Here is a 22,782-nt window from a genome sequence, read left to right on the forward strand (position 1 = left end):
TACACCGAAAGCATATTGTATGAAACGCGTTTCAGAGCAAGAAAAACTTTTTTAGAAACAAGGAGAAGAAATGGCGAATATAAAAGATATCGCAAAAATGGCTGGCGTTTCTGTAACGACTGTCTCTCGGGTCATTAATAATCATCCTTATGTGAGTGCTGAAAAACAAGAAGCTGTCCGGCGCGCGATGGAGCTCTGCAACTACCAACGGAACATTAATGCCGTTCACTTAAGTAAGGGCAAAACATTTCTAGTTGGAGTAGTCGTTCCTTTTTCCAATCACCCATATTTCGGGTTGTTAATAGAAGGAATGGCAAATGAGGCGTTACAACATAACTACAAACTCGTTTTGATTCAAACCAATTATGAGGAAAATAAAGAAATCGAAGCTTTAGCTATGTTGAAAGATAAGCAAATTGATGCGCTGATCATCTGTTCGCGGATTTGCGAGTGGAGTGTTATCGGGGATTTTACACAGTACGGACCTATTGTGCTCTGTGAGGATGCGCGTGGAAATAACGTATCCTCTACTTTTGTGGATCATTATAAAAGCTTCACAGCTGCTTTGGAGTATCTTTACCAAAAAGGCCATAAGAAAATCGGCTATACCATCGGAAGAAAATCTGGAACAAACAGTGCTCAAAGAAGTAAAGCGTATAAAGACTTTTTAGAGAAACATGGAATACCTTTTAATCCTCACTTTATTTTTCCATGGTGTTTTAACTTCGAAGACGGAGAGTTGGTTGTAGAGAGGCTTGTTCAGCTGAATGATCGTCCTACCGCTTTACTTGTAACGAGCGACCAGGTTGCTGCAGGAATCTTAACATGCTGCAAGGATCGAAATATTTTTATACCTAAAGACCTTGCCATTATGGGTTTTGATAACCAGCCGATCTCAAAAGTGATGCGTATTACTACTCTTGAGATCCCGCTTGTTGAAGTAGGGAGGAAGCTTTTTTTCCAAGCTATGGATGGTGAAAATGTTACACACGAAGAAATTCCCGTCCGATTAATTGAGCGGGATACGGTCTAACGCTCTCATAAAACGTGAAAAATCCGTCCAACCTGTGTTGAACGGATTTTTTTGGCTTTTTTACGGTACGTGTTCTTATAAATATTACACGTTTGCTCATAGAAATCCGATGTCTGCTCATAGAATTGCAGAATTTGCTCATAGAAATCCAAAGTTTGCTCATAGGACTCAAAAATTTACTCATAGCCCGAACTTGAACCTATCTACTAGAACGAAAATCAGTTAAAACATGACATAAACAAAGCCACCTATGCGTACCGATCATTTAGTTAAGTTTATTTTAATCGGTGCGAGGTAAATTCTTTCATTTTTCTTTACAACTTCAGCGTAAACAGTTAAAAATTTCGAGCTATCCTTAATTTTCCCTAGATGTACCTCACCAAGTTTTCTTATGGAATTTTGATCTTCTATTTGTTTTAATACTCCATTACTTCTTAACGAAACTTCATTTCCTTGATCATCTAAAATTTTTATATTTACCCCTTCATCCATTTCATTTAAAGGATGTGTGGAAGTGTATTCTAATGTTGCCGTTGCTTTCCCTATGGATAAGGATTTTATCTCCATTGTATAATTGCCATCTTTAGAAGAACCTTTTTCATTTACCATAAATTTTTCAAGCGACAACTGTTTCACAGGTACATCAAACTGCCAATCACCTCTTATATTGGCCATTGAGATAAAAGAAAAGGAGAGAGTATAATCTTTAGGCAGTTCTTCATTCCGCATTTCAAATTCCAGTGCCGCTACATAACTGCCATCCTTAGCCTTTTTGAGTACACCTCTTGCCCCTGCAAGTTGTTCACGATCATCTCCACCAAGGGCATAACCGGATTCTGGACCATGTCCCTTATCCATTTCTTCCAACGAAAGGTCTTCCCCTTCAGCTTTAATCGTCACACCGATAACATTACCGTCGTAATACGCGCTCGTGACTGTAACATCCACGCCATTACTCGTCGCTTTTTGATTAAGTTCTGTTACGAGATTACTTGCAGACAGCTCTTTTCCGATTTCAAAGTTAAATGTTTCATAAAGTTTTCCGATTAATGGCATTTCTGCTAAAACGGTATTGACCGGGGAAAATACAAAACCTGAGGCAAGTACAACAGATGCTGCTGTTCCAGTTACCCATGCAGACAGCTTCATTCGTGACTTCACCTTATTTTTTCGTTTAATCTTCCTTCCATCGTTCATCCCATCTTGAATCGCTCTCATAATATCTTCTTTTGGTAATTCTGAATCTTGTAGGGTTTTATCAAACCATTCTTTGTCCATACGTCCCCGCTCCTTCCAGCAAACGTTTCAACTCAATCTTCGCTCGGTGTAAGTATGTTTTAATTGTCCCTTCAGGTTTCTGCATGGTTTCCGCAATTTTCTTAATGGATAGATCATGAAAATAAAATAAGATGATGACCGTTTGATAGTTTTGATCCAGATTAGAAATGGCTTGCGTTAAATCCAGATCTTCTTCCGGACTGTGGTAAACATTCTCTGTAAGGCTATGTATGAACGCCTCACCTGTTAGTACCACCTTCTTTTTCTTCTGAAGTACCTCATAAGCCGTCCTGATTAAAATTTTTACGAGCCACGTACTAAAGTACTTTGGTTCTTTTAACTTTTTAATGCCTACAAAGGCTTTACAGACCGTTTCCTGCAATACATCTAGCGCATCTTCTTTGTTTCGAACATAAAGAAAAGCCGTTTTATATAATTTGCCGCTTTCATACTTAATTAACTGTTCGAAAGCATCTTCATTCCCTTTAATCGCTTGTTTAATCACTTTAATATCTAGCAATTCCGTGCCCCCTTTTCATACATTAGAGGAATTTTTGCCTAAAAAAGTTTCAATTCATTTTATTTATTGCTATTTGTCTTCGTTTCTTCTCTTTATTAGAGTAACACCAATAGAGGAACAAATTTTTAAATAAATCAACTTAAGATGTACAAGAAATTTTCCAATCTCAGAAAAAACACAAAAAAAAGCTGAAACAAAAGTTTCTTGAACTTTTGAATCAACTTCTTCATTCTTTATATTCTATGATGATCTGCTTTCCAGTTGTTAATCGCTTGTTTAATTTCTTTTGGAGGCATGTTTACCGCTGCAGTTTTTTCAGCAAGCTCTGGGAACTCTTCATCTGGTGCAAATCTTAATGCAACGATTTGCCCTGGAGTCAGCTTGGGATCCAGAAGCTTTCCAGTTAACACGTAAAAACGAAGGTTTTCTTCTGCACGAATGGCACGGTCTTGCGCTCTTAACGGGTAAAGTCTCAATAGAGCGAACGTGATTGCCATACTTAGTGACATGACGACTAAAAGAACCGCAAGAAATAGATCATCTGCTCTAAACAGATACACGATACTAACGATTAAACCTCCTACTACAAGTAAAGACAATACATAATGGAAGATCGGGTGAATACGTGCATGGTTTTTATAATTTTGTGTGTTCATCATTTCTCCTCTTTCTCTGTTTATTTATTCCCATTTAAACGTGAAGCTGGCAACGATAAAAGCACCTATCAGCCATCCGCCAAGAATGATTGCTTCAAGTCCGAGATCCAAAATTGAAGCTCCAACATTCATCGTTTCCCGCAGTGCGTGACTCAAGTGCGCGATCGGTAAAATCTGTACAATCGGCTGCAAAAATTCTGGCATGTCTTTTATCGGAAAAAACACACCTCCTAAAAACAGCATCGGAAAGGATAAGAATCCTGCGATAGGACCAGCACTCTCAGGCGTTTTCGCAATACCTGCAATAATAAACCCAATCGCCATAAACGCTAAAGTACCAAGCGTGACGAACGAAATGACCGTTAGCCACGATCCCCGAACCTCGATGCCGAACACAAGCCAAGCAACACCCAGGACGATCATCGCCTGCAGTCCATTCAGCATGAATCGGGCTGTGATTTGAGCTGCTATAAACGTTGATGCCTTCAATGTTGTTCCTTGCATTCTGCGTAAAATTCCACGTTCGCGCCATGAGGAAATCTGTCCTGCAACTCCGTTCATGTTGTTGCTCATAATCATCATCGCAACGATTCCCGGAACAAGGAAGTCGATGTAACGAAGGTTCAATGCATCTACCCCTTTAGAATCTGTTACAACAACAGGCTTGTAATCTACTTGCTTTTTACTGATTGTATCAACGGCATTGTTAACAAGCTGCAAGCCAACCTGTGAAACCGCTAAATTCGTCTCATTGTAATAGACTGGCAGTTTAAATGGATTAGCTTGTACACCGTTAACTACACTCGATTCGTAACCTTTAGGAATGATCACAACTAATGACATATCTCCCTTTTTCAAATGTTTTAATGCTTCTTTCTCGTTAAGATCTTTTTCAAGTGAAATCGCCTCATTTTTCAAAAGCTCTTTTACTAGTTCTTTGGATTGTTCACTCTTATCTTCATCTACAATGGCAACAGATAATGAGATGCCGTTTCCGTTTCCTAAGAATGCTCCTAACATAATCATCAAAAAGATAGGAAATGCTAGTGTCCAGAACAAGACTTGACGGTTTCGAAGGAAAATCCGAAGCTGTGCTAAAGTGAGTTGGTAGTATGCTCTCATCCTTCTCTTAACCTTCTTCCTGTCATATGAATAAATACATCTTCAAGCGTCGCTGTCCTCGTTTGCAAATCTACGAGCTTTAGCTCTTTTTCCGAAGCTAAAGAGATCAAGCTAGTAAGTGTTTTCTGCAAGTTATCCGTATAAAGAACATGCACATCCTTTTGGCTTCCTACTTGCTTAACTCCTTCAATTTTAGACAAGTCCATATCAACATTATCTTTAAAACGGAATTCAACGGCACTGTCAGACTGGAGGTTTCTTACAAGTTCGCCCGGCGTATCAAGGGCGATCAGTTTTCCTTGATCCATAATCGCGATACGGTCACATAATACATGCGCTTCATCCATGTAATGGGTCGTCAGCACAACCGTTTTGCCTCGTTCTTTTAAACGAAGGATTATATCCCATAATGTCCTGCGTGCTTGGGGGTCCAGTCCTGTAGTCGGTTCATCCAAAAAGATGATCTGAGGGTCATGAACGAGAGCGAGCGCAATTGCAAGCCGCTGCTTTTGGCCGCCTGACATGCCCTTGATACGGCTGTTCTTTTTTTCACTTAACAACATGTCCTCGATTAAATCAGGAATCGAGATGTGTTCACGATAGAAACTTCCATACAGATGAAGGATTTCATCAACCGTCAACAATTCAAATAGCGTTGTGGATTGAAGCTGAACACCGATTACTTCCTTCACTTTATCTAGTTCACGCATAATATCAAAACCACCGACAATCGCTGTTCCTTCATCAGGTTTGCGAAGGCCTACCAACATTTCAAGCGTCGTCGTCTTCCCTGCTCCATTTGGACCAAGCAAACCGAACACTTCACCTTTATGTACCTTGAACTCACTGCCATCAACTGCAGTGAAATCTCCATAACGTTTTACTAAGCCCTCTACAGAAATAATTTCTTGCTGAGACTCCATTTTTCACACTCCAAACGTAATCTTCACTTCTTTTTAGTATTGTTGCCGCTGCAAAACATATCTCCAACCCTTAACCACAACTGCTTTAATGCGTCCATCCATTCACACGCACCATCTATTGAATCCGGTTTGATAGAGTAATAGCGGTAACGCCCTTCTTTCCGCTGCGCTACAAGACCTGCATTCTCGAGAACCTTTAAGTGCTTTGAGATAGCAGGGAGAGACATGTCAAAAGGTTCAGCCAGCTCCTGCACACTCCTTTCTCCCTTTGACAGCTGCTCAATTATACTCCGTCTTGTCGGGTCTGACAGAACAGAAAATACATCGTTTAAATTATCTGCATTATATTTAACCATTTGGTTAAATATATAACTCAATGATAGCTATTGTCAATTTTGAGTTTTACATAAACGTATATTCTACTTTTACCGTCGCTGTTAATTTATTTTCACCTGGCTGAATGGGGGTTCCGCTCTCTTGAGCGAGCATCGCTCCATAAAAAGGGATCGGCCTTGGGGGTAATGCTTGTGAAGTTTCTTGTACATTAATCGGCACTGGATGAAGTGTAACTTGCAGAGCTCTCGCCATAGCGATTGCTTTTTGCTGTGCGTTTTGAATGGCGATGGTCAGTGCCTGGTTATAAAAAGCGTCTGGATTTGTCACCGAAAACTGAATGGACGATACAAAGTTTGCCCCGCTTGCGATTGCACCGTCAATCACCTGTGCCATTTTATTCAAATCTTTTATCGTGACCTGAAGCTGATGCTCTACCTTGTATCCTTTGAAAATCTGCTGTCCATTTTCATAGTTATATTGTGGTTCGACCCGATAAGAATTGGTTTGAATGTCCTCTCTTGCAATTCCTAATGTCAACATGGTGTTGATGACAGCAGACATCTTATTGGCATTTTCTTTTTGTGCAGTACTTACATTTTGATCTTCTGTAATGACGCCGATCGTAATCACTGCTTGATCAGGTACCGCAAATACGGACCCTTCTCCCGTTACCGTTAAACGATTTTGTTTTGTAGGTAAATACGTCTGTGCACTGTTCCCATTTTGATAGGTCGGCTGACTGTAATACATAGGCTTACTCCTTTCCCTTCTATACCCTACAAGCTATGCATTTCTTTTTAATAAAAGAAGAAATGTCTTGATCCTACACAAAAAAAGCATTCGCCTAAGATGGCAAACGCTTTTTTTATAAGGAAACTGCTTGTTTTATTAAACTCCTGTAATCTGCTTCGGCCGGTTGTTCATGAAATTTTCACTAGCAAACCCTCGCACTTCTTCTTCTGAGTAATGTTTTAACAGCTCATTAATCAAATTCTGGGTTTTAGAGGCATCTTCAAGCTCAGAGACAAATTGAGCAATTCCGTCAAAATCAGAACCGAGACCAATTTGTTTCACTCCGCCAAGTCCGCAAAAATGGTCAATATGCTTAATTAAGTCAGAAATATTTGCCGAACCTTCATTTACCGTAAATGGAGGATTATATACTACATGGATGAGTCCGCCTTTTTGGAACATCTCTTTTGCTTGCTCATCCGTCAAGTTGCGTGGATGATCGCAAAGCGCTCTTGCGTTAGAATGACTTGCAATCGGATACTTCGCAATAGCCATTACATCCCAAAAGGCTTTTTCACACAAATGAGAAACATCCGTCAAAATTTGGTGCTCATTATTGAATTTTACGATTTGTTTGCCGAATAACGTCAATCCTGCACCGCGAGGCTCTTGAGCTCCATCTGCAGCAAGATTTGCATGGTTCCAAGTAAGTCCGATCGATCGAACACCAAGTTCATGAAGAATGTTAAGTTTTGTTAAGTCATCACCAATCGCTTCCACCCCTTCAAGTGTAAGCATGGCGCCTATTTCATTCTCTGCTAACGCATCAAAATCTGACCACTCTTTTACATGTTTCATCTCCGGATTTTTCCCGAGTACTTCTCTGTAAAAAAAGTCAATCTGCTCTAGAGCAGCCTGGAATTTTTGGTCAGAAGGGATGTATGGCTCTATAAAAATGGCAAAGCACTGCACTTTTACTTGCCCTTTTTGAAGGCGTACCTTACTCGTTTCTAGTTCTTTGGCATCCGCAAATCGCAGCTTCCCCTTTGTTTCCCATAATTTCAGTAATGCATCACAATGCAAATCAATCACATTCATTGATTAACTCACCTCATATTTCTAAATAATCTCGATCATCTTAACTCTTTAAAAGATTGCAGGCAATTAAATATATTCCTTATCCATTAAAAGAATAAGTTTAGTTGAAAATAGTTTTTGTTATAATGTAAAGTATAATCTAGTTTACATATAAGGAAAGGCTTGATACGGGATGGAGAATAACAATACCTCTTCAAATTTTATAAAAACAATCATACAAGGCGATCTGGAGTCCGGAAAACATAAGAAAGTCGTTACACGTTTCCCTCCAGAACCTAACGGATATCTACACATCGGACACGCAAAATCGATTGTCATCAACTTCGGCCTAGCGGATGAATTTGGCGGGGAGACCAATTTACGCTTTGATGATACGAACCCATTAAAAGAAGATCAAGAATACGTGGATGCCATCAAGAAAGACGTAGAATGGCTTGGATACGAGTGGGAAAGCCTGCGTTTTGCATCTGATTACTTTGAAGAAATGTATGACCGCGCAGTTCTTTTAATCAAAAAAGGCAAAGCATACGTTGATGATTTAACAGCAGACGAAATTCGAGAGTACCGCGGAACTTTGACTGAGCCTGGAAAAGAGAGTCCATACCGAAACCGTTCTGTTGAAGAAAACTTGGACTTGTTTGACCGCATGAGAAAAGGCGAGTTCGAAAATGGAGCTAAAGTACTTCGTGCCAAGATTGATATGAGTTCACCGAACATCAACCTGCGTGACCCGGTCATTTACCGTGTATCTCATGCTACACACCACAACACAGGAGACACGTGGTGCATCTATCCCATGTATGCATTCGCACATCCGATCGAGGATGCGATTGAAGGTGTGACTCACTCCCTTTGTACAACAGAGTTTGAAGATCAGCGCCCCCTTTATAACTGGGTTGTTGCAGAATGTGAGATGGAAAGCCAGCCGCAGCAAATCGAGTTTGGACGCTTAGGACTCATTAATACGGTTATGAGTAAACGTAAATTAAGAAAACTTGTTGAAGAAGGCTACGTGGATGGATGGGATGATCCGCGCATGCCGACGATTTCTGGTTTACGCCGAAAAGGCTACACACCAGAATCAATCGTTGAATTTGTAAAAGCAGTTGGTGTTTCAAAAGGGTCAGGTGCTGCTGATACGGCGATGCTTGAGCATTTTATTCGTGAAGACCTAAAAGTAAAGGCACCACGCACGATGGGGATTGTGGATCCTTTAAAGGTCGTCATCACCAACTATCCTGAAGGTCAGGTTGAAATGCTTGATGCTGAGATCAACCCGGAGAATCCGGATATGGGTACACGTCAAATTCCGTTTTCACGCGAAATCTATATTGAACGTGAAGACTTTATGGAAGATCCTCCAAAAAAGTATTTCCGCTTGTTCCCAGGAAACGAAGTTCGTTTGAAGCATGCTTACTTTATTAAATGCGAAGACTTTATTAAAGATGAAGACGGCAATGTAGTTGAGCTTCATTGTACGTATGATGTGGAAACGAAATCTGGCACTGGATTTACCGGCCGCAAAGTAAAAGGAACACTCCATTGGGTCGAAGCCACACAAGCCGTTCCAGCTGAGTTCCGCCTGTATGAGCCTCTTATTCTAGATGCTGATATGGAAAACGACGATGACGAAAGTGAAGGAAAGACATTCTTAGATTATGTAAATAAGGATTCACTAATCGTTCAACAAGGATTTATTGAAGGCAACATGAAGGACGCTAAACCACAAGACAAGTTCCAATTCTTCCGTCACGGCTACTTCAACGTGGATCCGAAGCACACTACAAAAGACAAGCTTGTCTTTAACCAAATTGTTTCGTTGAAGAGTTCGTTTAAGCTCTAATGATATGTAAAAAGCAGGTTCCCTCGAGGAGAACCTGCTTTTTTTTGAGCATAATTGAAATGAGCTTGAAATTTTTTATGATCCTTCAAAAATATTTATGATCCTTCAAATTTGTTTATGAGCCTTGAAAATTTTTTATGGTCCTTCAAAAGTTTTTATGATCCTTCAAATAAATTTATAGGCTTTTCGACAAAGTAAACCGAACAAACTCTTCACTATCTTACTGGTGGTCTCTCCCCATACTGCAGCTCACGAATACTTAAGCCGAAATCCATCTCTAGGTGGGGATAGTCCTTAAAGCCATACCAATCTCCACCCCATGAAAATCCTTGCTCCTTCGCAATTGCCACGACTTCCATCCAATCCGACTTTCCATTCTTATTATCATCCCGCTTCAAGTCCCACACAACCGTTCCGTCTTTTAGCTGAAGTGCGAAATCTATCGCAAGGCCATAATTATGGTATGACTCCCCACCTTCCACATGAGTCACAACTGTTCCTTCCTCAGTCCGTCCGCGCGCATAAAGTTCATCCTGCTCCTCGGCTGAACGGAAATCATCCGTTATCACGATTGTTATTCCTTTTTGAGCAGCTCTTTGTATCAGCTGGTCTCTTTTTTCTGCAACAATCGGATGAAGCTGCGTTGGCATCGGCACGTTCTTCTTTCGCATTTCATCTATTACAAAATAAAATATAACTCCTAAAATTAATACAAAAAGAATGGTTTTCATCGATTTCACTTGAGGCAATTCCCTCCATTATTCTTGCAATTTATTAAAGCGCTCTTCACTTATCACTTTCGGTTTAAATCCACCAAGCTCCATGTACTCAATTTCAACTTATACATCCCTCTTTAAATTTACCATAATCTTCATTTTAAGAGATAGTAAATACAAAACGTTATCCACTAAAAAAGACCAGGTCAATCCCTGATCTTTGTAGGTTTTGTATAGTGTTATTTGGAAGAAATCGCTTGGGCAAGATTCGATTTAATGGCTACATTTTCAAAAGAAAGACCTAGCTGTACAGCCGTTTGCGCGATTTCAGGACGGATCCCGGAAAGAGTCGCTTTAACACCGATAAGCCCAAGTGTTTCAATCAATTGAAAAATTTGTTGCGCAACCATCGTATCAATTATAAGAACTCCAGATAAGTCGATCAATAAATGTGAAATTTCTTTTTCCGTACACTGTTCTAACGTGTTTTCAACGATTAATTTCGCTCTTGTGGTATCAATTATTCCGATGAGTGGAAGCAGGCCCATATGATCATTAAGAGCTATGACGGGTGAACTTAATTCATCAATCATTTCTTGTTGTGCGTTTAATTTTTGCTGAGCGAATTTTTGGTGTTCTTCCACAAACCATGAAATAAGTTTACTGAACGTATCATTAACGGTTTCAAACCATAAATCGATTTCTTCTTCAGAATAATCGCCCTTATGTAGAGCAACAAATTCTTTTATAAGAGCACGATATTGTTTCTCTACTCTAAAGAATTCCTGCATGACACCTGTTAGTGGGGTGTTTAAATGTTCTTCGTCTTGAGCAACTCTTACAACCCATTCCTCGAAGTCTTTTAAGAACTCTTCTTCCTCTTTGATGAATACTTCGCAACAATGCAGATGAAAATCATGATTTTGTTTCTTTAATGTGGCAATGATTTTAGGGTTAGTAGACGCATAGACTCCTGAAGCCGTGCTTTTATCAATAGAATCATACCATTCCTCTGTCAGTCGCCACGTATTATCAATCAAAAAAGAATATAATTTTTCATTTTTTGGCATCTTTTACACCCCTTTTTCATAACGTCTATTTCTCTGTGTGACGTACTTCCTCAATCATATCTCTCAGTAAATCTTTTTACAATTATTTGGCAGGTGTTAATCTTCATCCTTCGCGTCCCAATCTTCCGGGATCGGTTCACTTAAATAGTCTTCTACTAGTTTTTTATATTTTTCTAGTTGTTCAAAGTGTGTGTTGAACTGCTCCTTATTAATGAGATGCTGAGTCCCATCAAAGGTTGTTCGTATTTTCCTCTGCTGAATTAAGCTCTCTACCACTGTCTCTGGCATTGATAAGTATTCCGCTGTTTCTTTTATTGTTAAGTACATGCAATCATTTCCTTTTTCGTTATCTCGTCTGATAAAAGTGTTATATTCCAATTACTAGTTTACCTGATTTTGCTCGAGATACACATGTTAAAATGCTTCTTTGTGCGTTTTTTTGATCTTCTGTTAAGAACGAATCGCAATGATCGATCTCCCCTTTTAATACAGGTATCTCACAAGTTCCACAACGACCCATTCGGCATGAATAAGGTGCCTCAACATTATTGTGAAGAAGCGCCTCTAACAATGTTTGTTCTTTTGCAACTTGTATAACCTCTCCGTTTTTCGTTATGACTTGAAAAGGCTCTACATTCATTGGTTGTACCGGAACAAAATGCTCCAAATGAATGGATGATTTCGGATAGCCTATGCCGAGAGCAGCCTCTGTAAATTCCTGAATAAATGAAACTGGACCGCAAAAGTAGATATGAGTTCCAATCGGATGCTTTTCTAGTGAGGATGTGGAAACACGATTATGTTGCTTCGAAAAGTAAAAGTGACTCTGATTTGAGAAGTGTTTCCGTAAATAATCATAAAAAGCACACACCTCTTTTGATTTTGACGCGTAGTGAAGCTCAAATGACGAACCTTTGTCGCTCAGTTCTTGAATCATTGACAAAAATGGCGTAATTCCGATTCCAGCCGCATAAAACACATGATGCTTTGCTTTAAAGCTCAATGGAAAGTCATTTTTCGGGTAGCTGATATGGAGCTCGTCCCCAACCTTTATCTGTTCGTGCCAAAAAAGAGATCCACCCTTTGAAGCATTACTTAACCGAACAGCAATTTGATATTGATCAGTTTTATCTGGATTGCTAGTTAAGGAGTATTGCCTGATGATGAACCCATCTTCCCTTTTAAGATAGGTAGCAATATGTGCGCCACTATTGAACCTCGGAAGTAATTTTCCCTCAACAGAAGCAAGAATAAACCTCTTAACGTCATTTGTTTCTTGGTAGATTTCCTTTATATAGACAGGTATTGTTTTTTCTTTATACAAGTGACACTCACTCCTAAAGTTTCGCCACATAACCTAAAAAAGCATGATGGTGAGTAGAGTAATGATCAGATATGGAAAGGACTAATCCACACTGCTCACACGTAATTTCAATTTCTTTTTCTTTCGCTTCGTTTATACCATGACATCTGCAGCAAAATATTTTCCTGACTACTTCTCCGTACACAACATATTGTGCTTCCTCAGCAGAAAAACCGATCTCTTCAGCAAGTGTTTGTGCATGACCTAACACTTGATTATTCAACGCTACATATAGATATGTGCCCATCTTCTGTTTCTTTAAAAAGTTGAAGAACGGTTTCCAGTCAGGATCTCCTTCAAATACAAACAAATCATAAGAGCATTCACTTCTCTTTACTTGCTCAATTACATCACTTAAGAGTTTCATCCCCTGTTGATCAGCGCAAAACAAATACTTCCTTTTATGAGGAATGAACACGGCTTCCTTATTCATCGCACTTTTCCGCCTTTTAAACGGTGGTTTAAAAAATTTAGCACTTCATCTCTATATAAAGAGATTCCTTTGTACTCCAAAATGTGGGCAGGCAGTTCAGATAGAATGTCGTAAAACTGCTTCAGCCATTCGTGATTGGATGCCAGTTTTTCGAGCGAAAGCAAATGCGTATGAATCGTAAAAAGAATACTGTTCGTTCGAGGCAGTCGAAACAATTTCTGTACTTCTACACGAAGGTGAACAAGCTCTCCTGCATTCTCTCTCGTCACTTGTTTTCTCAGCTTTCCCCATTTATCAAAGGTCTCAAGTGATGTGTCTAGCCTGTCACCCGCCATGAGCGACCAGTTTTTTCGTTCCCAAGGATTCCCCGCTTCAAGCCTCATAAGAAATTGCAAAATCCGATCATCCATTCCTTCTTCTTTAAAACCTGGAATAGGATGGTGAATGCTTTTGAACTTCATACCTAAATTAAACGCGAGCGACCAGTTAGCCGGAAAACAGAGCTGACCCGCATCCAAATACAAATCACCATCCCGCTGCATCATAAAAAGTAGATCCTCCTGCACATGATGACTGATAAACGCTAACGGTTCACATGGCAGAGTACGTTCATCTTGGAAGGTGAATTTATGTGTTTCATCAAAAATTTTATTGTGAAACGTCCACTCCGCATCCTTCTTCTCCACGGAAAAATGTTGCGGATAATATGTAACAAGTTGATCAATGACAAGATTAACGATTTCCCATTGGCCCGTTGTTGTATGAGAAAGCGATTGATAACAGCGTTCAGGATGATGCGTTAATAGATTCCGTTTCAACAACATCTCATCTTTGTAATCAGGGGTGATCTCTATACTGATTGGCGTGTTCATCGGAATGGAGTTGTTTGAATAACGGTACACAGACCCTTTAAAAGGATACGGAAAATGTTCCAAATCATCATTCCACTTCATCTTATCACCCTTAACAGAATATTCTTATAATTTATTGTAAAGAAATTTGGGTGCTAATGGAAGTGGTATTTATAGGTCGTTTAGAGGTGAATAGATATTTTATATATGTAGCACTTGGGTCGATCGGTGTCATGTACCGTACGTTCTTTTATTTTAGGCTGTTTTCGTAAACTTTGTTGTTTTTGAATGTAGTTAATTTCCGCTCCAGGTTGCTCGCTTTCCACGACATTAGTATTCCAACGTCATATACACCTAAAAAAAACACAAAAGCTGGCTCATCGGCGGTTGTAAAACCACTTTTGAGTCAGCTTTCTCTAGCTATTTTCCTCAGGATAATCACACAGCTCGATAATTTGGCCTTGGGAATGAGCAGGGTTCATATAAATTAATCTTCTACCATAAGGATTAATGCGGTACGTATCTTTTAGAAAGGTATATCCTCTGCTCTCAAAGTCTTTAATTGTCTCTAGCAGATTATCCACTTCATAGGCAAGATGATGCACACCTTTTCCGTTCTGACGGATGAAGCGTTCAATGGGCGAAGTCCTGCTTGTCGGTTCGAGCAATTCAATTACCTGATTCTCAAGCTCTATAACGGCGATATGCGTTTCCACTCCCGGTTTTTCACTCGTATATCGTTCCGTCAATTTACCGCCTAACACCTCTGTATAAAATTCAATTGCCTCATCTATTCTTCTTACGGCAATGCCTGTATGATCCAATCGCATATGCACTCACCTCTTTTTGCTATTGACTAGAATTATAGAGGGTTGTTGGGCTTTTCGCAAAAAGGGTGATTATTAGTAGGAAAATCTGATATAAATTAATTCTTATGACTAACTGTTCTATATCCAACTTCTCGCCTCCTGACCCCTTACCTATATATTAGACCCTATAAACTGGAAAAGGTTTTATAAAATAAAAAAGAACTCAAAATGAGCTCTTTAGTTAAACAGTTGTTTAATTAAAACATTCCCAATGCCTTCTTTGTCGCCGGACCTACAATTCCATCCACTGTTAGTTTTTTTGCTTTCTGAAATTTCCGCACAGCTGCATCGGTGTTTACCCCAAAAACGCCATCAATTCCCTTTGTACTATACCCAAGGTTCGTAAGTTTCGTCTGCAGTTCTCTCACTTCGGCACCCCGGCTGCCTTTTTTTAAGTTCACAATAGAATATACCGGAATGCTTGAACCATTTGTCACTCTATACCCATTCGCCGAGGCGATGGCAGTAAACGATTTTCCTGAAGTCGTAATAATGACTGGGGTATTCACTGCAATCCTCGCATACAGCCATTGCACGTCGTTGTTGTACATACGGATACACCCAGCACTTACATATTTACCGATTAAGCTGCTATTGTTATTCCCATGAATTGCATAAGTCGTTCCCCACGTTCCTCTTGCATTTAAACCGAGCCATCTGTTGCCTAGGGGGTTCCGAGGATCTCCACCTGGTATATTACCGGTATAATAAGGCCTGTTTGTGATCTTGTTTACAATTTTAAATCTGCCTTCCGGTGTGTAAGAAGGCAGCTTACCAGTCGCCACCTTGAACACTTTCGCTACAGCATTATTCTCAAAATAAGCCAGTTCGTTTGTGGATTTATTTATTATAATAAAAGAAGAAGCTGCTGCTTTTGCCGGCTGCACTAAAAAGAACATAAAACATAAGACAAGTAACCCAATCACTATTTTTTTCGTTTTCATTCCTTCTCTCCTATTCCATCAGAAATATAAAATCCTCCTATCTTATGCGGAGAAACGGGTTACGCATTACCTTTTTGTTAAAATTTTAATAAAAAAATCATGAATAATAGGGTTGTACCATGAATAGACTGGTAGGTTATATTGAAATAAGCAAAATATTAATAGAAGGATGAAAACAGATGCGGAACGTTATTCTAAAAAACAATATAGAAGTGACAATTAGAAGAGCCACAAAAGAAGATGCCCAAAACATGATTGATTTTTACAATGTAGTTGGTGGTGAAACCGATTTTCTTTCCTTTGGAGCTAATGAATTTAAACGGGACCTTCAAGAATACGAGGATTATATTGCCGCTACTTCTAAAGAGCCAAATTCCATCATCTTGCTCGCTTTGATTGATTCAGAGATTATCAGTATCGCAACCATAAATTCATCACAAAAAGAAAGAACGAAACACATTGGAACGCTTGGGATCGTAATTTCTAAGACATACACCGGACTGGGACTAGGAAAAATTCTAATGATTGATCTCATTGACAGGGCGAAGCAGAATGGTATCACTAAAAAGATCAGTCTCGTTACAAGAGAAGACAATATCCGAGCTATTGACCTTTATAAGAAGTTAGGTTTTGAAGTGGAAGGATTAATGAAAAAGGATAATCTTATTGAAGGAAAGTACTATAACACCGTTATGATGGGATTGTTTATTTAACACATGTGGAGGATGGCTTTGTGGAATTTTTAGGCTATTTGGTAATCGGCGTTGGTGTATTAATTATGTTTTTTACCATGCGTTACATCTTCCGTGAATTAAAAGGAGCAAACTGGAAAGAGAAAACATTACTCCTTTTAGACCACCTGACAGATGTATTCTGGATCCAATTGAATTGGACTACACTTTTTATGGTTTTAGGAGTAGTTATACTCTTTATAGGAATCGGATTGGTATTGGGATTCATTTAAACAATCAACCCTTCATAAAAAAAAGCACCCGTTAATAACGGGTACTTCTTTCCCTCTATTCCCCTTTAATCTCCAAAAGCTTCTGCCTTAAACCAATCTCCATCGTTGCAAGTTCTTCCTCTGCTAACCTGCGCTTCACACGGCCTTCTTCTTGAATGCGAAGTGTTTCTTCAAGTGTTGATAGCAGATTTTCCTGTGTTTTCTTCAATGTCTCGATATCGATCAAGCCGCGCTCATTTTCTCTTGCTGTCTCGATCGTGTTCGTTTTCAGCATCTCTGCATTTTTTAATAAAAGTTCATTCGTTGTTTTAGAAACTTGCTTTTGAGCTTCTACCGCATTTCGTTGTCTGATAAGTGTCAGCGCAATGGCAACTTGGTTTTTCCAAAGAGGAATGGCTGTCATGATGGACGACTGAATTTTTTCCACGAGCGCCTGATTCGTGTTTTGAATTAAACGGATCTGAGGAGCACTTTGGATCGTAATTTCACGGCTCAACTTTAAGTCATGAACACGTTTATCCAAACGATCCGCAAACTGAACCATATCATTTACGTCCTGAAACTTCATTTGATCGTTTGTTTGTTCAGCCACTTTCCTCATCTCAGGAATAGTGACTTGATTCAGTTCATCCAGCTTTAATTCACCCGCTGCAATGTAAACATTTAGGGCTTGGAAGTATTCTTTATTGTTTTCATACAACTTTTCGAGCATCACGATATCTGACATTAGCACATTTTTGCTGCCGTCTAGCTTAACGGAAATACGGTCAATTTGAGCACCTGTCTTTTGATACTTCGAAAGTACTTCTTGAACAGAGCCTGAGATTTTTCCGAACATGCGCCCGATTAAAGTGGGTTTATTTGATTTCAGTTCTTCCGGATTTACATCTTGTAACTTTCTCATTAAGTCACCGATGATTTCACCAATTTGACCTGTATCTTTCCGTTTCACATGCTCAAGCATCGTGTTTGAAAAAGAATGCAGCTTGGCTTGTGCTGGAGCTCCGTACGTAATCATCGTCTGGTGATTGGTTGGATCAATTTGCTTTGCCAGCTGATAGGCTTTTTCTTTATTTTCTTCGGGAAGTACATCGATAAGCCTGATCTGCTTATGTTCACTTTTACTTCCTTGCAGATTGGACTCTTTATCTTCACCAAATGGATTAGCTAGTAAATCATCCATCAGATTAACCGGTTCATCTGTATGATTAAATTGTGGTGCCTTATTTTCTTTCATGTATATCTCCTGCCTTTTTCGTGAATTGGGAGTCTTTAATGGACTTGATCGAATGCTTCGCTACATCGATCTCATAATGTAGGTCTTCTATATCATTTGATATCACCTGGTACAAATCCTTCTCAATAGACTCTTTTAGTTCATCGAGCGTTCGTTTTGTCTTAACGAGTGCCTCAGTCAATTCTTTGCTTTTTTTAGGCTGTGAGGATAAAAATACATATTTTTCTGTTAGCTCAACAGCTGAATCCAAATGAGAAAAGTAAAAGGATTCTGCCTCGTAAAAGCGTCTAGGTTCTTTCCGGGTTAAGCTTTGGATCTTTCTAACGATGCGAACCAGCTCGACCCTCTGTCTAAACGTTTGCAGTTCTCTAACAGACAGCAATGCTTTTTGCAGTCTAAAGATCTTAGGTTTTGCTTCATCTAAATTTTTTCTAATGTATTTATATTCTCTTCTGGTTAGCTGCTGCTTACTAAGAAATCGTTGTTTTTGTAAGAGTGAAGTCGCGGAATAGGCAGCAGCGCCACCTGCAATAGCGATACCTGATGACATAAGATAGGTTTGGTCATATCCAACTATACTTGCGAGCCAAACCCCTATAGAAGATGGGATCGCAACAAACATGCGGATAAAAAAGGCTAATAATCCGTTCATTGTAATCGACTCCTGACATAAACTCTTTATTATTCATACGGAAGTACAAGTTTCAGAGTTTCGTTTTCGAATGAAAAAGTTTACGTTTAGTATCTTTCTAGTATTACCTTACAGAAACCTTCCTAAAATAACCATAGCACGAGGAAGTAATGTGTTCTAAGACTTGAGGCGTATTTTATAAAAAAAACTCACCTTTAAATATGGTGAGTTTTGATTTTCTATGTAATTTAATTAGAATTCAAGCGGAGCTTTCCCATAAGCTTCCCATAAAAGCGGAAACTTTTTTCTAAGACCTTCTTCATCATCTTCATCCCAGTCAAATTCGAGCTCTGGCTGATTATATTCATCATTCGTTAACTTTTCGTACAAATCATAATAATCTTCATCGTCCTGACCCGTCTTTTCTTCAAACGCTTCACATGCTACAAATAATAATTCTTCAAGCTGCGGCATTTCATCTTGCTCTTCTATCCGTTTTAGATAGGGCATCAGGGTCTCTGGATCTTTAATGGCAGCTTTGTAAGGTTCTTTTCCGAGATATAGCAGGAATGCTCTAAAATAATCAAAACAATCGTCTGAGCAGCCGCCCATTATGATGTATGCCGCAGCCCATAGGTCTGATGTGTAAGACTTTGAATAATATTTATTTAATATAGAATCGAAAGTGACAATATCTTTTACTGGCCTTTTGGAAAGTTGGTATGTAAGCCATTCCATCTGCTCTTCGGCATCATCGCCTTTTTCTTTGCATGTATCAATCAGTTCCCAAAACAGTTGTTCTGTCATGGTGGTGTCTTTTAAAATTTGGTTTGCTGAATCTGCAGGGACATACCCTTTCTTCATCTTTGAGCGGATGAGTTTATCTATTTCTTTACGGCATTCATCTTCGGAATCAAACGTTTTTGTTTTTATTGCTCCAATCGTTCCTACTTTTCCATAGGTAACCATGAAAGAATTTTCTTTTTGGCTGATCTTCCAAAACTTATTGGAAGTTTTATCTTGATAAATAAGTAAAGTCTCCATAAAGATTACCCCTCACCTTCCATCTTTGACTTATGCCTACTCCACTATGTTAATACAAAACAAAGACGCTGAATATGTATATATCACATAAACAGCGCCTTTAGCTTAAACTCACCATATTCACTTAAACTTTCTTTCCCTTCTTACTAATACACAATGCTAGTTATTTATCCCATAACTAGACTTCAATTAATTGTTCGTTCAATCAATTGCCTTGCATTAGATCCATATTTTTTCTTTTCAGATTTTGATAATCTTTAAACTTACTTTTTTTCCTTCTTATACAACCTTACCTTACTCTTCATCTGGTAAATTCCCACACGCCCACATGCTGCGAAAATAGTTTTCACCGGCTATTTCCATCTGCAACATGATTTTAGCATGCTTCGCTCACATACGTCATTGGAATCATCCTCTTTCCGTTATGTGTATTGCGCGTTCCCACATATCCACACATCTCGAAATCAGTTTTCACTGGCCGATCTCTACCTGGATGTGATGTTGATATGCTTCGCTAACTTACGTCATTGGAATCACGCGCCTTTCTTTTGTAAAGGTTGTGTTTCATTTGTTAATTACATATTAACCTATTCTGAATTTTATTTAAATATTCAGAATAATCAATATTATGTAATTTGAGGTGATTTTATTCCACTTTTGTTTCTCATCCTTCTTCTTTCGTAAAATTTCTTTTTATTTCATCATATTTCAACAATTTAATTATTCAATGTTGTTTTTAGGCTTTCACCTATTCCACCTTTCTCTCATAGTATGCTTTAGAAACTCAACTAATGATAAGAGGAGTGTTTTTTAATTGACTGGAAAAATCCTAAATTATTATGCGGGCGGAAATACAGCGAGGGGTTTTCATAATTTGTTTGAATCGAATCTAAATGGTCTTGAGCGTCTTTTTATTCTTAAAGGCGGACCCGGAACAGGAAAGTCAACCTTAATGAAGACCATTGGACAAAAGTGGAACGATAAAGGATATGATGTAGAATACATTCACTGTGCTTCTGATAATGGTTCCATTGATGGCGTCATCCTACGCGATCTAAAGGTCGGAATTGTTGACGGAACTTCTCCTCATGTTATTGAGCCAAAAGCACCTGGAGCTGTTGAGGAATACGTGAACTTAGGCGAAGCTTGGGATTCAGAACAATTATCCAAAAATAAAAAAGAAATTCTTCACCTTTGCGATGAAATATCTGCAGATTTTCAAACCGCTTATTCTATTTTTTATGAAGCTCTCCTTGTCCACGACGAATGGGAAAAGATCTATATTGAAAACATGGATTACGAAAAGGCAAATAACCTCACAGATGAATTAATGCATAACTTTTTCTCTAAAAAAATAAACAAACAAGCCAATGTTTATCACCGCTTTTTAGGAGCAGCTACTCCTTTAGGAGCTGTTGATTTTGTTCCTAACCTGACTGATGGGTTAAAGGAAAGGTTTTTTATAAAAGGACGTCCTGGATCAGGAAAGTCAACCTTATTAAAGAAACTAGCGGCAAATGCAGAAGCATCCGGGTATGATGTCGAAATTTATCATTGCGGGTTCGATCCCAACAGTCTCGATATGGTGATTGTTAGAGAATTAGGCTTTGCGATCTTTGACAGTACGGCACCACATGAATATTTCCCCGAACGGTCTGGTGACTCAATCATTGATATGTATGAAAAGACAATCGCCCCAGGCACAGATGAGAAACATTTAGACGATCTAAGAGAAATCAGCAATCGATATTCTGAAAAAATGAAGGAAGCAATCAGCTTTTTGGCAGAAGCAAAGCGAAAGCATGATGAGTTAGAAGCGTATTACGTGAAGGCAATGAATTTCTCAAAGGTAGAAGCCATTCAAAATCAAATAGACCAGGAGATTGGAAGGTTAGCCACAACGAAACAAAAATAAGCCTTATCAATAAAAATAAGAAGAACCCGCTCCTTGAAGCGGGTTCAATTTTTTTGTTTTATCACTAATGTCTTCCTAATAAGTCCAATATACCTTTATAAATCAATACCGCTGCAAAAACAAGAACAGTTAGAATAGCGATAATCTTAATCGCTGGACCGAATGCAGCTAAGAATGTTCCGCCAACGGGTAAACCAAGTAGAAAATAACCAGCTAATAAAGCACCAATCAATGTTAACACATTCGTATTAGACATATTGCGCCTCCTCCTAACAGATTTTCTGCTTGAGATAAGATATGCGCTTGTGGTAGAAGTGGTTAACATTGGTGAACGCCTTAACAAATCATCCAGCCACTAATTATTTTAATAGATTTTCATAATTCAGCTTCGGCACGATGCCTTCTTCCCCAGCTCTGTTCAACAATGTTGTGATTGCTTCAAAGCCCTTTTCACCCAGATCAGCGGTAAAATCATTTACATACAGATTAATATGTGACTCTGCCACTTCTGGTGACAGTTCACTCGCATGCTGCATCACATATTCCTTCGATTTTTCCGGATGACGCCAAGCATATTCAACGGATTCTTTGATCCATTTTGTAATAGACTCTAAATCTAGCGACCGGCGGGCGATGATCGCACCGAGTGGAATCGGCAGATCTGTATCTTCTTCCCACCAGCTCCCCATATCCGCTAACATATGAAGTCCGTAGTTTTGGTACGTAAAACGAGCCTCGTGGATGACGAGACCTGCGTCAATACGCCCTTCTTTTACAGCAGGCATAATTTCATTGAACGGCATCACGATGATTTCGCCCACACCGCCAGGAACATTTTGTGCTGCCCATAATCTGAACAAAAGATAAGCTGTAGAACGTTCACTTGGAACAGCTACTTTCGCTCCAGACAACAAGCTAGGCCTAACTTCCCCAGACTCGTTAACAAGAACGAGCGGACCACAACCACGCCCCAGAGCACCTCCGCACGGAATAAGAGCGTATTTATCCAATACCCACGGCAATGCTGCGTAAGAGATCTTTAGAATATCCAGCTCGTCAGAACGCGCAGCTAAACCGTTCGTAATATCGATATCTGCATAGGTAACCTCAAATTCAGGAGCCCCAGGAATCAGTTCATGCACCAATGCGTGAAATACGAACGTGTCATTTGGACAAGGAGAAAAGGCAATACTCATTTTACTCA

Annotated in this window: 26 protein-coding genes; 5 read left to right on the top strand and 21 right to left on the bottom strand. The window is 39.2% G+C overall.

Going from position 1 to position 22,782, the window contains the following annotated elements; translation table 11 throughout:
- The first annotated feature begins 70 nt into the window (after nt 1-70).
- Nucleotides 71-1,033, top strand: coding sequence for a LacI family DNA-binding transcriptional regulator (locus KUV80_RS15965; RefSeq protein WP_222463746.1), 963 nt, complete (start codon nt 71-73; stop codon nt 1,031-1,033).
- Between the two features lie 261 nt (nt 1,034-1,294).
- Here KUV80_RS15965 and KUV80_RS15970 read toward each other — a convergent pair whose 3' ends face one another.
- The 8 genes from KUV80_RS15970 to KUV80_RS16005 all read right to left on the bottom strand — a co-directional run bounded on the left by KUV80_RS15970 (nt 1,295) and on the right by KUV80_RS16005 (nt 7,698).
- A complete protein-coding gene (locus KUV80_RS15970) occupies nt 1,295-2,311 on the bottom strand; it encodes a DUF4179 domain-containing protein (protein WP_222463747.1) in 1,017 nt (338 codons plus the stop codon).
- Nucleotides 2,292-2,831, bottom strand: coding sequence for a sigma-70 family RNA polymerase sigma factor (locus KUV80_RS15975; protein WP_222463748.1), 540 nt, complete (start codon nt 2,829-2,831; stop codon nt 2,292-2,294). Before KUV80_RS15975 ends, KUV80_RS15970 begins: the two co-directional genes overlap by 20 nt.
- Before the next feature lie 233 nt (nt 2,832-3,064).
- Nucleotides 3,065-3,487 carry a DUF6526 family protein gene (locus KUV80_RS15980; RefSeq protein ID WP_222463749.1) on the bottom strand — a complete coding sequence of 141 codons (423 nt, stop codon included), beginning with the start codon at nt 3,485-3,487 and terminating at the stop codon, nt 3,065-3,067.
- A 24-nt stretch (nt 3,488-3,511) separates the two neighbouring features.
- Nucleotides 3,512-4,609, bottom strand: a complete 1,098-nt coding sequence (locus KUV80_RS15985; protein ID WP_222463750.1) for an ABC transporter permease — start codon at nt 4,607-4,609, stop codon at nt 3,512-3,514.
- Nucleotides 4,606-5,532, bottom strand: a complete 927-nt coding sequence (locus KUV80_RS15990) for an ABC transporter ATP-binding protein (RefSeq protein ID WP_222463751.1) — start codon at nt 5,530-5,532, stop codon at nt 4,606-4,608. Before KUV80_RS15990 ends, KUV80_RS15985 begins: the two co-directional genes overlap by 4 nt.
- Nucleotides 5,533-5,555: 23 nt before the next feature.
- Nucleotides 5,556-5,888 carry an ArsR/SmtB family transcription factor gene (locus KUV80_RS15995; protein ID WP_222463752.1) on the bottom strand — a complete coding sequence of 111 codons (333 nt, stop codon included), beginning with the start codon at nt 5,886-5,888 and terminating at the stop codon, nt 5,556-5,558.
- A 46-nt stretch (nt 5,889-5,934) separates the two neighbouring features.
- On the bottom strand, nt 5,935-6,618 hold the full coding sequence (locus KUV80_RS16000; RefSeq protein ID WP_222463753.1) for an SIMPL domain-containing protein: 684 nt from the start codon (nt 6,616-6,618) through the stop codon (nt 5,935-5,937).
- Between the two features lie 138 nt (nt 6,619-6,756).
- Nucleotides 6,757-7,698 (bottom strand): dipeptidase, encoded by a 942-nt coding sequence (locus tag KUV80_RS16005; protein WP_222463754.1) that lies wholly within the window; start codon nt 7,696-7,698, stop codon nt 6,757-6,759.
- A gap of 172 nt (nt 7,699-7,870) precedes the next feature.
- Here KUV80_RS16005 and KUV80_RS16010 point away from each other — a divergent pair, with 172 nt between their 5' ends.
- Nucleotides 7,871-9,541 carry a glutamine--tRNA ligase/YqeY domain fusion protein gene (locus tag KUV80_RS16010; RefSeq protein WP_222463755.1) on the top strand — a complete coding sequence of 557 codons (1,671 nt, stop codon included), beginning with the start codon at nt 7,871-7,873 and terminating at the stop codon, nt 9,539-9,541.
- A gap of 215 nt (nt 9,542-9,756) precedes the next feature.
- Here KUV80_RS16010 and KUV80_RS16015 read toward each other — a convergent pair whose 3' ends face one another.
- The 8 genes from KUV80_RS16015 to KUV80_RS18795 all read right to left on the bottom strand — a co-directional run bounded on the left by KUV80_RS16015 (nt 9,757) and on the right by KUV80_RS18795 (nt 15,787).
- The gene (locus tag KUV80_RS16015) at nt 9,757-10,272 is read right to left on the bottom strand and encodes a M15 family metallopeptidase (RefSeq protein WP_222463846.1); all 516 of its coding nucleotides are present in this window, start codon (nt 10,270-10,272) and stop codon (nt 9,757-9,759) included.
- 224 nt (nt 10,273-10,496) lie between these two features.
- Nucleotides 10,497-11,327, bottom strand: a complete 831-nt coding sequence (locus KUV80_RS16020; RefSeq protein WP_222463756.1) for an STAS domain-containing protein — start codon at nt 11,325-11,327, stop codon at nt 10,497-10,499.
- Nucleotides 11,328-11,423: 96 nt separating this feature from the next.
- Nucleotides 11,424-11,654, bottom strand: coding sequence for an excisionase family DNA-binding protein (locus KUV80_RS16025; protein ID WP_222463757.1), 231 nt, complete (start codon nt 11,652-11,654; stop codon nt 11,424-11,426).
- Between the two features lie 40 nt (nt 11,655-11,694).
- Complete coding sequence (locus tag KUV80_RS16030) at nt 11,695-12,651, bottom strand: PDR/VanB family oxidoreductase (RefSeq protein WP_246625266.1); 957 nt, start codon at nt 12,649-12,651, stop codon at nt 11,695-11,697.
- 13 nt (nt 12,652-12,664) lie between these two features.
- Complete coding sequence (locus KUV80_RS16035; RefSeq protein WP_222463759.1) at nt 12,665-13,123, bottom strand: dimethylamine monooxygenase subunit DmmA family protein; 459 nt, start codon at nt 13,121-13,123, stop codon at nt 12,665-12,667.
- On the bottom strand, nt 13,120-14,076 hold the full coding sequence (locus tag KUV80_RS16040) for a heme-dependent oxidative N-demethylase family protein (RefSeq protein ID WP_222463760.1): 957 nt from the start codon (nt 14,074-14,076) through the stop codon (nt 13,120-13,122). Before KUV80_RS16040 ends, KUV80_RS16035 begins: the two co-directional genes overlap by 4 nt.
- Nucleotides 14,077-14,390: 314 nt before the next feature.
- A complete protein-coding gene (locus KUV80_RS16045) occupies nt 14,391-14,804 on the bottom strand; it encodes a VOC family protein (RefSeq protein WP_222463761.1) in 414 nt (137 codons plus the stop codon).
- A 236-nt stretch (nt 14,805-15,040) separates the two neighbouring features.
- The gene (locus KUV80_RS18795) at nt 15,041-15,787 is read right to left on the bottom strand and encodes a L,D-transpeptidase family protein (RefSeq protein ID WP_222463762.1); all 747 of its coding nucleotides are present in this window, start codon (nt 15,785-15,787) and stop codon (nt 15,041-15,043) included.
- 179 nt (nt 15,788-15,966) lie between these two features.
- Between KUV80_RS18795 and KUV80_RS16055 the strand changes: the two genes are divergently transcribed.
- Together KUV80_RS16055 and KUV80_RS16060 are read left to right on the top strand one after the other, a co-directional pair.
- Nucleotides 15,967-16,500, top strand: a complete 534-nt coding sequence (locus KUV80_RS16055) for a GNAT family N-acetyltransferase (RefSeq protein ID WP_222463763.1) — start codon at nt 15,967-15,969, stop codon at nt 16,498-16,500.
- A 20-nt stretch (nt 16,501-16,520) separates the two neighbouring features.
- A complete protein-coding gene (locus KUV80_RS16060; protein ID WP_222463764.1) occupies nt 16,521-16,751 on the top strand; it encodes a hypothetical protein in 231 nt (76 codons plus the stop codon).
- Nucleotides 16,752-16,806: 55 nt separating this feature from the next.
- Here KUV80_RS16060 and KUV80_RS16065 read toward each other — a convergent pair whose 3' ends face one another.
- The 3 genes from KUV80_RS16065 to KUV80_RS16075 all read right to left on the bottom strand — a co-directional run bounded on the left by KUV80_RS16065 (nt 16,807) and on the right by KUV80_RS16075 (nt 19,663).
- Nucleotides 16,807-17,988 (bottom strand): toxic anion resistance protein, encoded by a 1,182-nt coding sequence (locus tag KUV80_RS16065; protein WP_222463765.1) that lies wholly within the window; start codon nt 17,986-17,988, stop codon nt 16,807-16,809.
- Complete coding sequence (locus tag KUV80_RS16070) at nt 17,975-18,640, bottom strand: 5-bromo-4-chloroindolyl phosphate hydrolysis family protein (RefSeq protein WP_222463766.1); 666 nt, start codon at nt 18,638-18,640, stop codon at nt 17,975-17,977. The genes KUV80_RS16065 and KUV80_RS16070 overlap by 14 nt, the downstream gene beginning before the upstream one ends.
- Before the next feature lie 231 nt (nt 18,641-18,871).
- A complete protein-coding gene (locus tag KUV80_RS16075) occupies nt 18,872-19,663 on the bottom strand; it encodes a DUF4240 domain-containing protein (protein ID WP_222463767.1) in 792 nt (263 codons plus the stop codon).
- Nucleotides 19,664-20,477: 814 nt separating this feature from the next.
- Between KUV80_RS16075 and KUV80_RS16080 the strand changes: the two genes are divergently transcribed.
- Nucleotides 20,478-21,578, top strand: coding sequence for a PRK06851 family protein (locus tag KUV80_RS16080; RefSeq protein ID WP_222463768.1), 1,101 nt, complete (start codon nt 20,478-20,480; stop codon nt 21,576-21,578).
- A gap of 64 nt (nt 21,579-21,642) precedes the next feature.
- On the opposite strand, the gene KUV80_RS16085 is transcribed toward KUV80_RS16080, so the two are convergent.
- Nucleotides 21,643-21,834: a hypothetical protein gene (locus KUV80_RS16085; protein ID WP_222463769.1), complete on the bottom strand. Its 192-nt coding sequence runs from the start codon at nt 21,832-21,834 to the stop codon at nt 21,643-21,645.
- Between the two features lie 103 nt (nt 21,835-21,937).
- Nucleotides 21,938-22,774: a 1,4-dihydroxy-6-naphthoate synthase gene (locus KUV80_RS16090; protein WP_222463847.1), complete on the bottom strand. Its 837-nt coding sequence runs from the start codon at nt 22,772-22,774 to the stop codon at nt 21,938-21,940.
- Nucleotides 22,775-22,782 lie beyond the last annotated feature (8 nt).

Source organism: Fictibacillus nanhaiensis, assembly GCF_019801215.1.
Classification (GTDB): Bacteria; Bacillota; Bacilli; order Bacillales; family Fictibacillaceae; genus Fictibacillus; species Fictibacillus nanhaiensis_C.

Excerpts from the sequence above, each read along its gene's own strand:
- KUV80_RS15965 (WP_222463746.1), top strand. The coding sequence starts at position 71 with ATGGCGAATATAAAAGATATCGCAAAAATGGCTGGCGTTTCTGTAACG.
- KUV80_RS15970 (WP_222463747.1), bottom strand. The coding sequence starts at position 2,311 with ATGGACAAAGAATGGTTTGATAAAACCCTACAAGATTCAGAATTACCA.
- KUV80_RS15980 (WP_222463749.1), bottom strand. The coding sequence starts at position 3,487 with ATGAACACACAAAATTATAAAAACCATGCACGTATTCACCCGATCTTC.
- KUV80_RS15985 (WP_222463750.1), bottom strand. The coding sequence starts at position 4,609 with ATGAGAGCATACTACCAACTCACTTTAGCACAGCTTCGGATTTTCCTT.
- KUV80_RS15990 (WP_222463751.1), bottom strand. The coding sequence starts at position 5,532 with ATGGAGTCTCAGCAAGAAATTATTTCTGTAGAGGGCTTAGTAAAACGT.
- KUV80_RS15995 (WP_222463752.1), bottom strand. The coding sequence starts at position 5,888 with ATGGTTAAATATAATGCAGATAATTTAAACGATGTATTTTCTGTTCTG.
- KUV80_RS16000 (WP_222463753.1), bottom strand. The coding sequence starts at position 6,618 with ATGTATTACAGTCAGCCGACCTATCAAAATGGGAACAGTGCACAGACG.
- KUV80_RS16005 (WP_222463754.1), bottom strand. The coding sequence starts at position 7,698 with ATGAATGTGATTGATTTGCATTGTGATGCATTACTGAAATTATGGGAA.
- KUV80_RS16010 (WP_222463755.1), top strand. The coding sequence starts at position 7,871 with ATGGAGAATAACAATACCTCTTCAAATTTTATAAAAACAATCATACAA.
- KUV80_RS16015 (WP_222463846.1), bottom strand. The coding sequence starts at position 10,272 with ATGAAAACCATTCTTTTTGTATTAATTTTAGGAGTTATATTTTATTTT.
- KUV80_RS16020 (WP_222463756.1), bottom strand. The coding sequence starts at position 11,327 with ATGCCAAAAAATGAAAAATTATATTCTTTTTTGATTGATAATACGTGG.
- KUV80_RS16025 (WP_222463757.1), bottom strand. The coding sequence starts at position 11,654 with ATGTACTTAACAATAAAAGAAACAGCGGAATACTTATCAATGCCAGAG.
- KUV80_RS16035 (WP_222463759.1), bottom strand. The coding sequence starts at position 13,123 with ATGAATAAGGAAGCCGTGTTCATTCCTCATAAAAGGAAGTATTTGTTT.
- KUV80_RS16040 (WP_222463760.1), bottom strand. The coding sequence starts at position 14,076 with ATGAAGTGGAATGATGATTTGGAACATTTTCCGTATCCTTTTAAAGGG.
- KUV80_RS16045 (WP_222463761.1), bottom strand. The coding sequence starts at position 14,804 with ATGCGATTGGATCATACAGGCATTGCCGTAAGAAGAATAGATGAGGCA.
- KUV80_RS18795 (WP_222463762.1), bottom strand. The coding sequence starts at position 15,787 with ATGAAAACGAAAAAAATAGTGATTGGGTTACTTGTCTTATGTTTTATG.
- KUV80_RS16055 (WP_222463763.1), top strand. The coding sequence starts at position 15,967 with ATGCGGAACGTTATTCTAAAAAACAATATAGAAGTGACAATTAGAAGA.
- KUV80_RS16065 (WP_222463765.1), bottom strand. The coding sequence starts at position 17,988 with ATGAAAGAAAATAAGGCACCACAATTTAATCATACAGATGAACCGGTT.
- KUV80_RS16070 (WP_222463766.1), bottom strand. The coding sequence starts at position 18,640 with ATGAACGGATTATTAGCCTTTTTTATCCGCATGTTTGTTGCGATCCCA.
- KUV80_RS16075 (WP_222463767.1), bottom strand. The coding sequence starts at position 19,663 with ATGGAGACTTTACTTATTTATCAAGATAAAACTTCCAATAAGTTTTGG.
- KUV80_RS16085 (WP_222463769.1), bottom strand. The coding sequence starts at position 21,834 with ATGTCTAATACGAATGTGTTAACATTGATTGGTGCTTTATTAGCTGGT.
- KUV80_RS16090 (WP_222463847.1), bottom strand. The coding sequence starts at position 22,774 with ATGAGTATTGCCTTTTCTCCTTGTCCAAATGACACGTTCGTATTTCAC.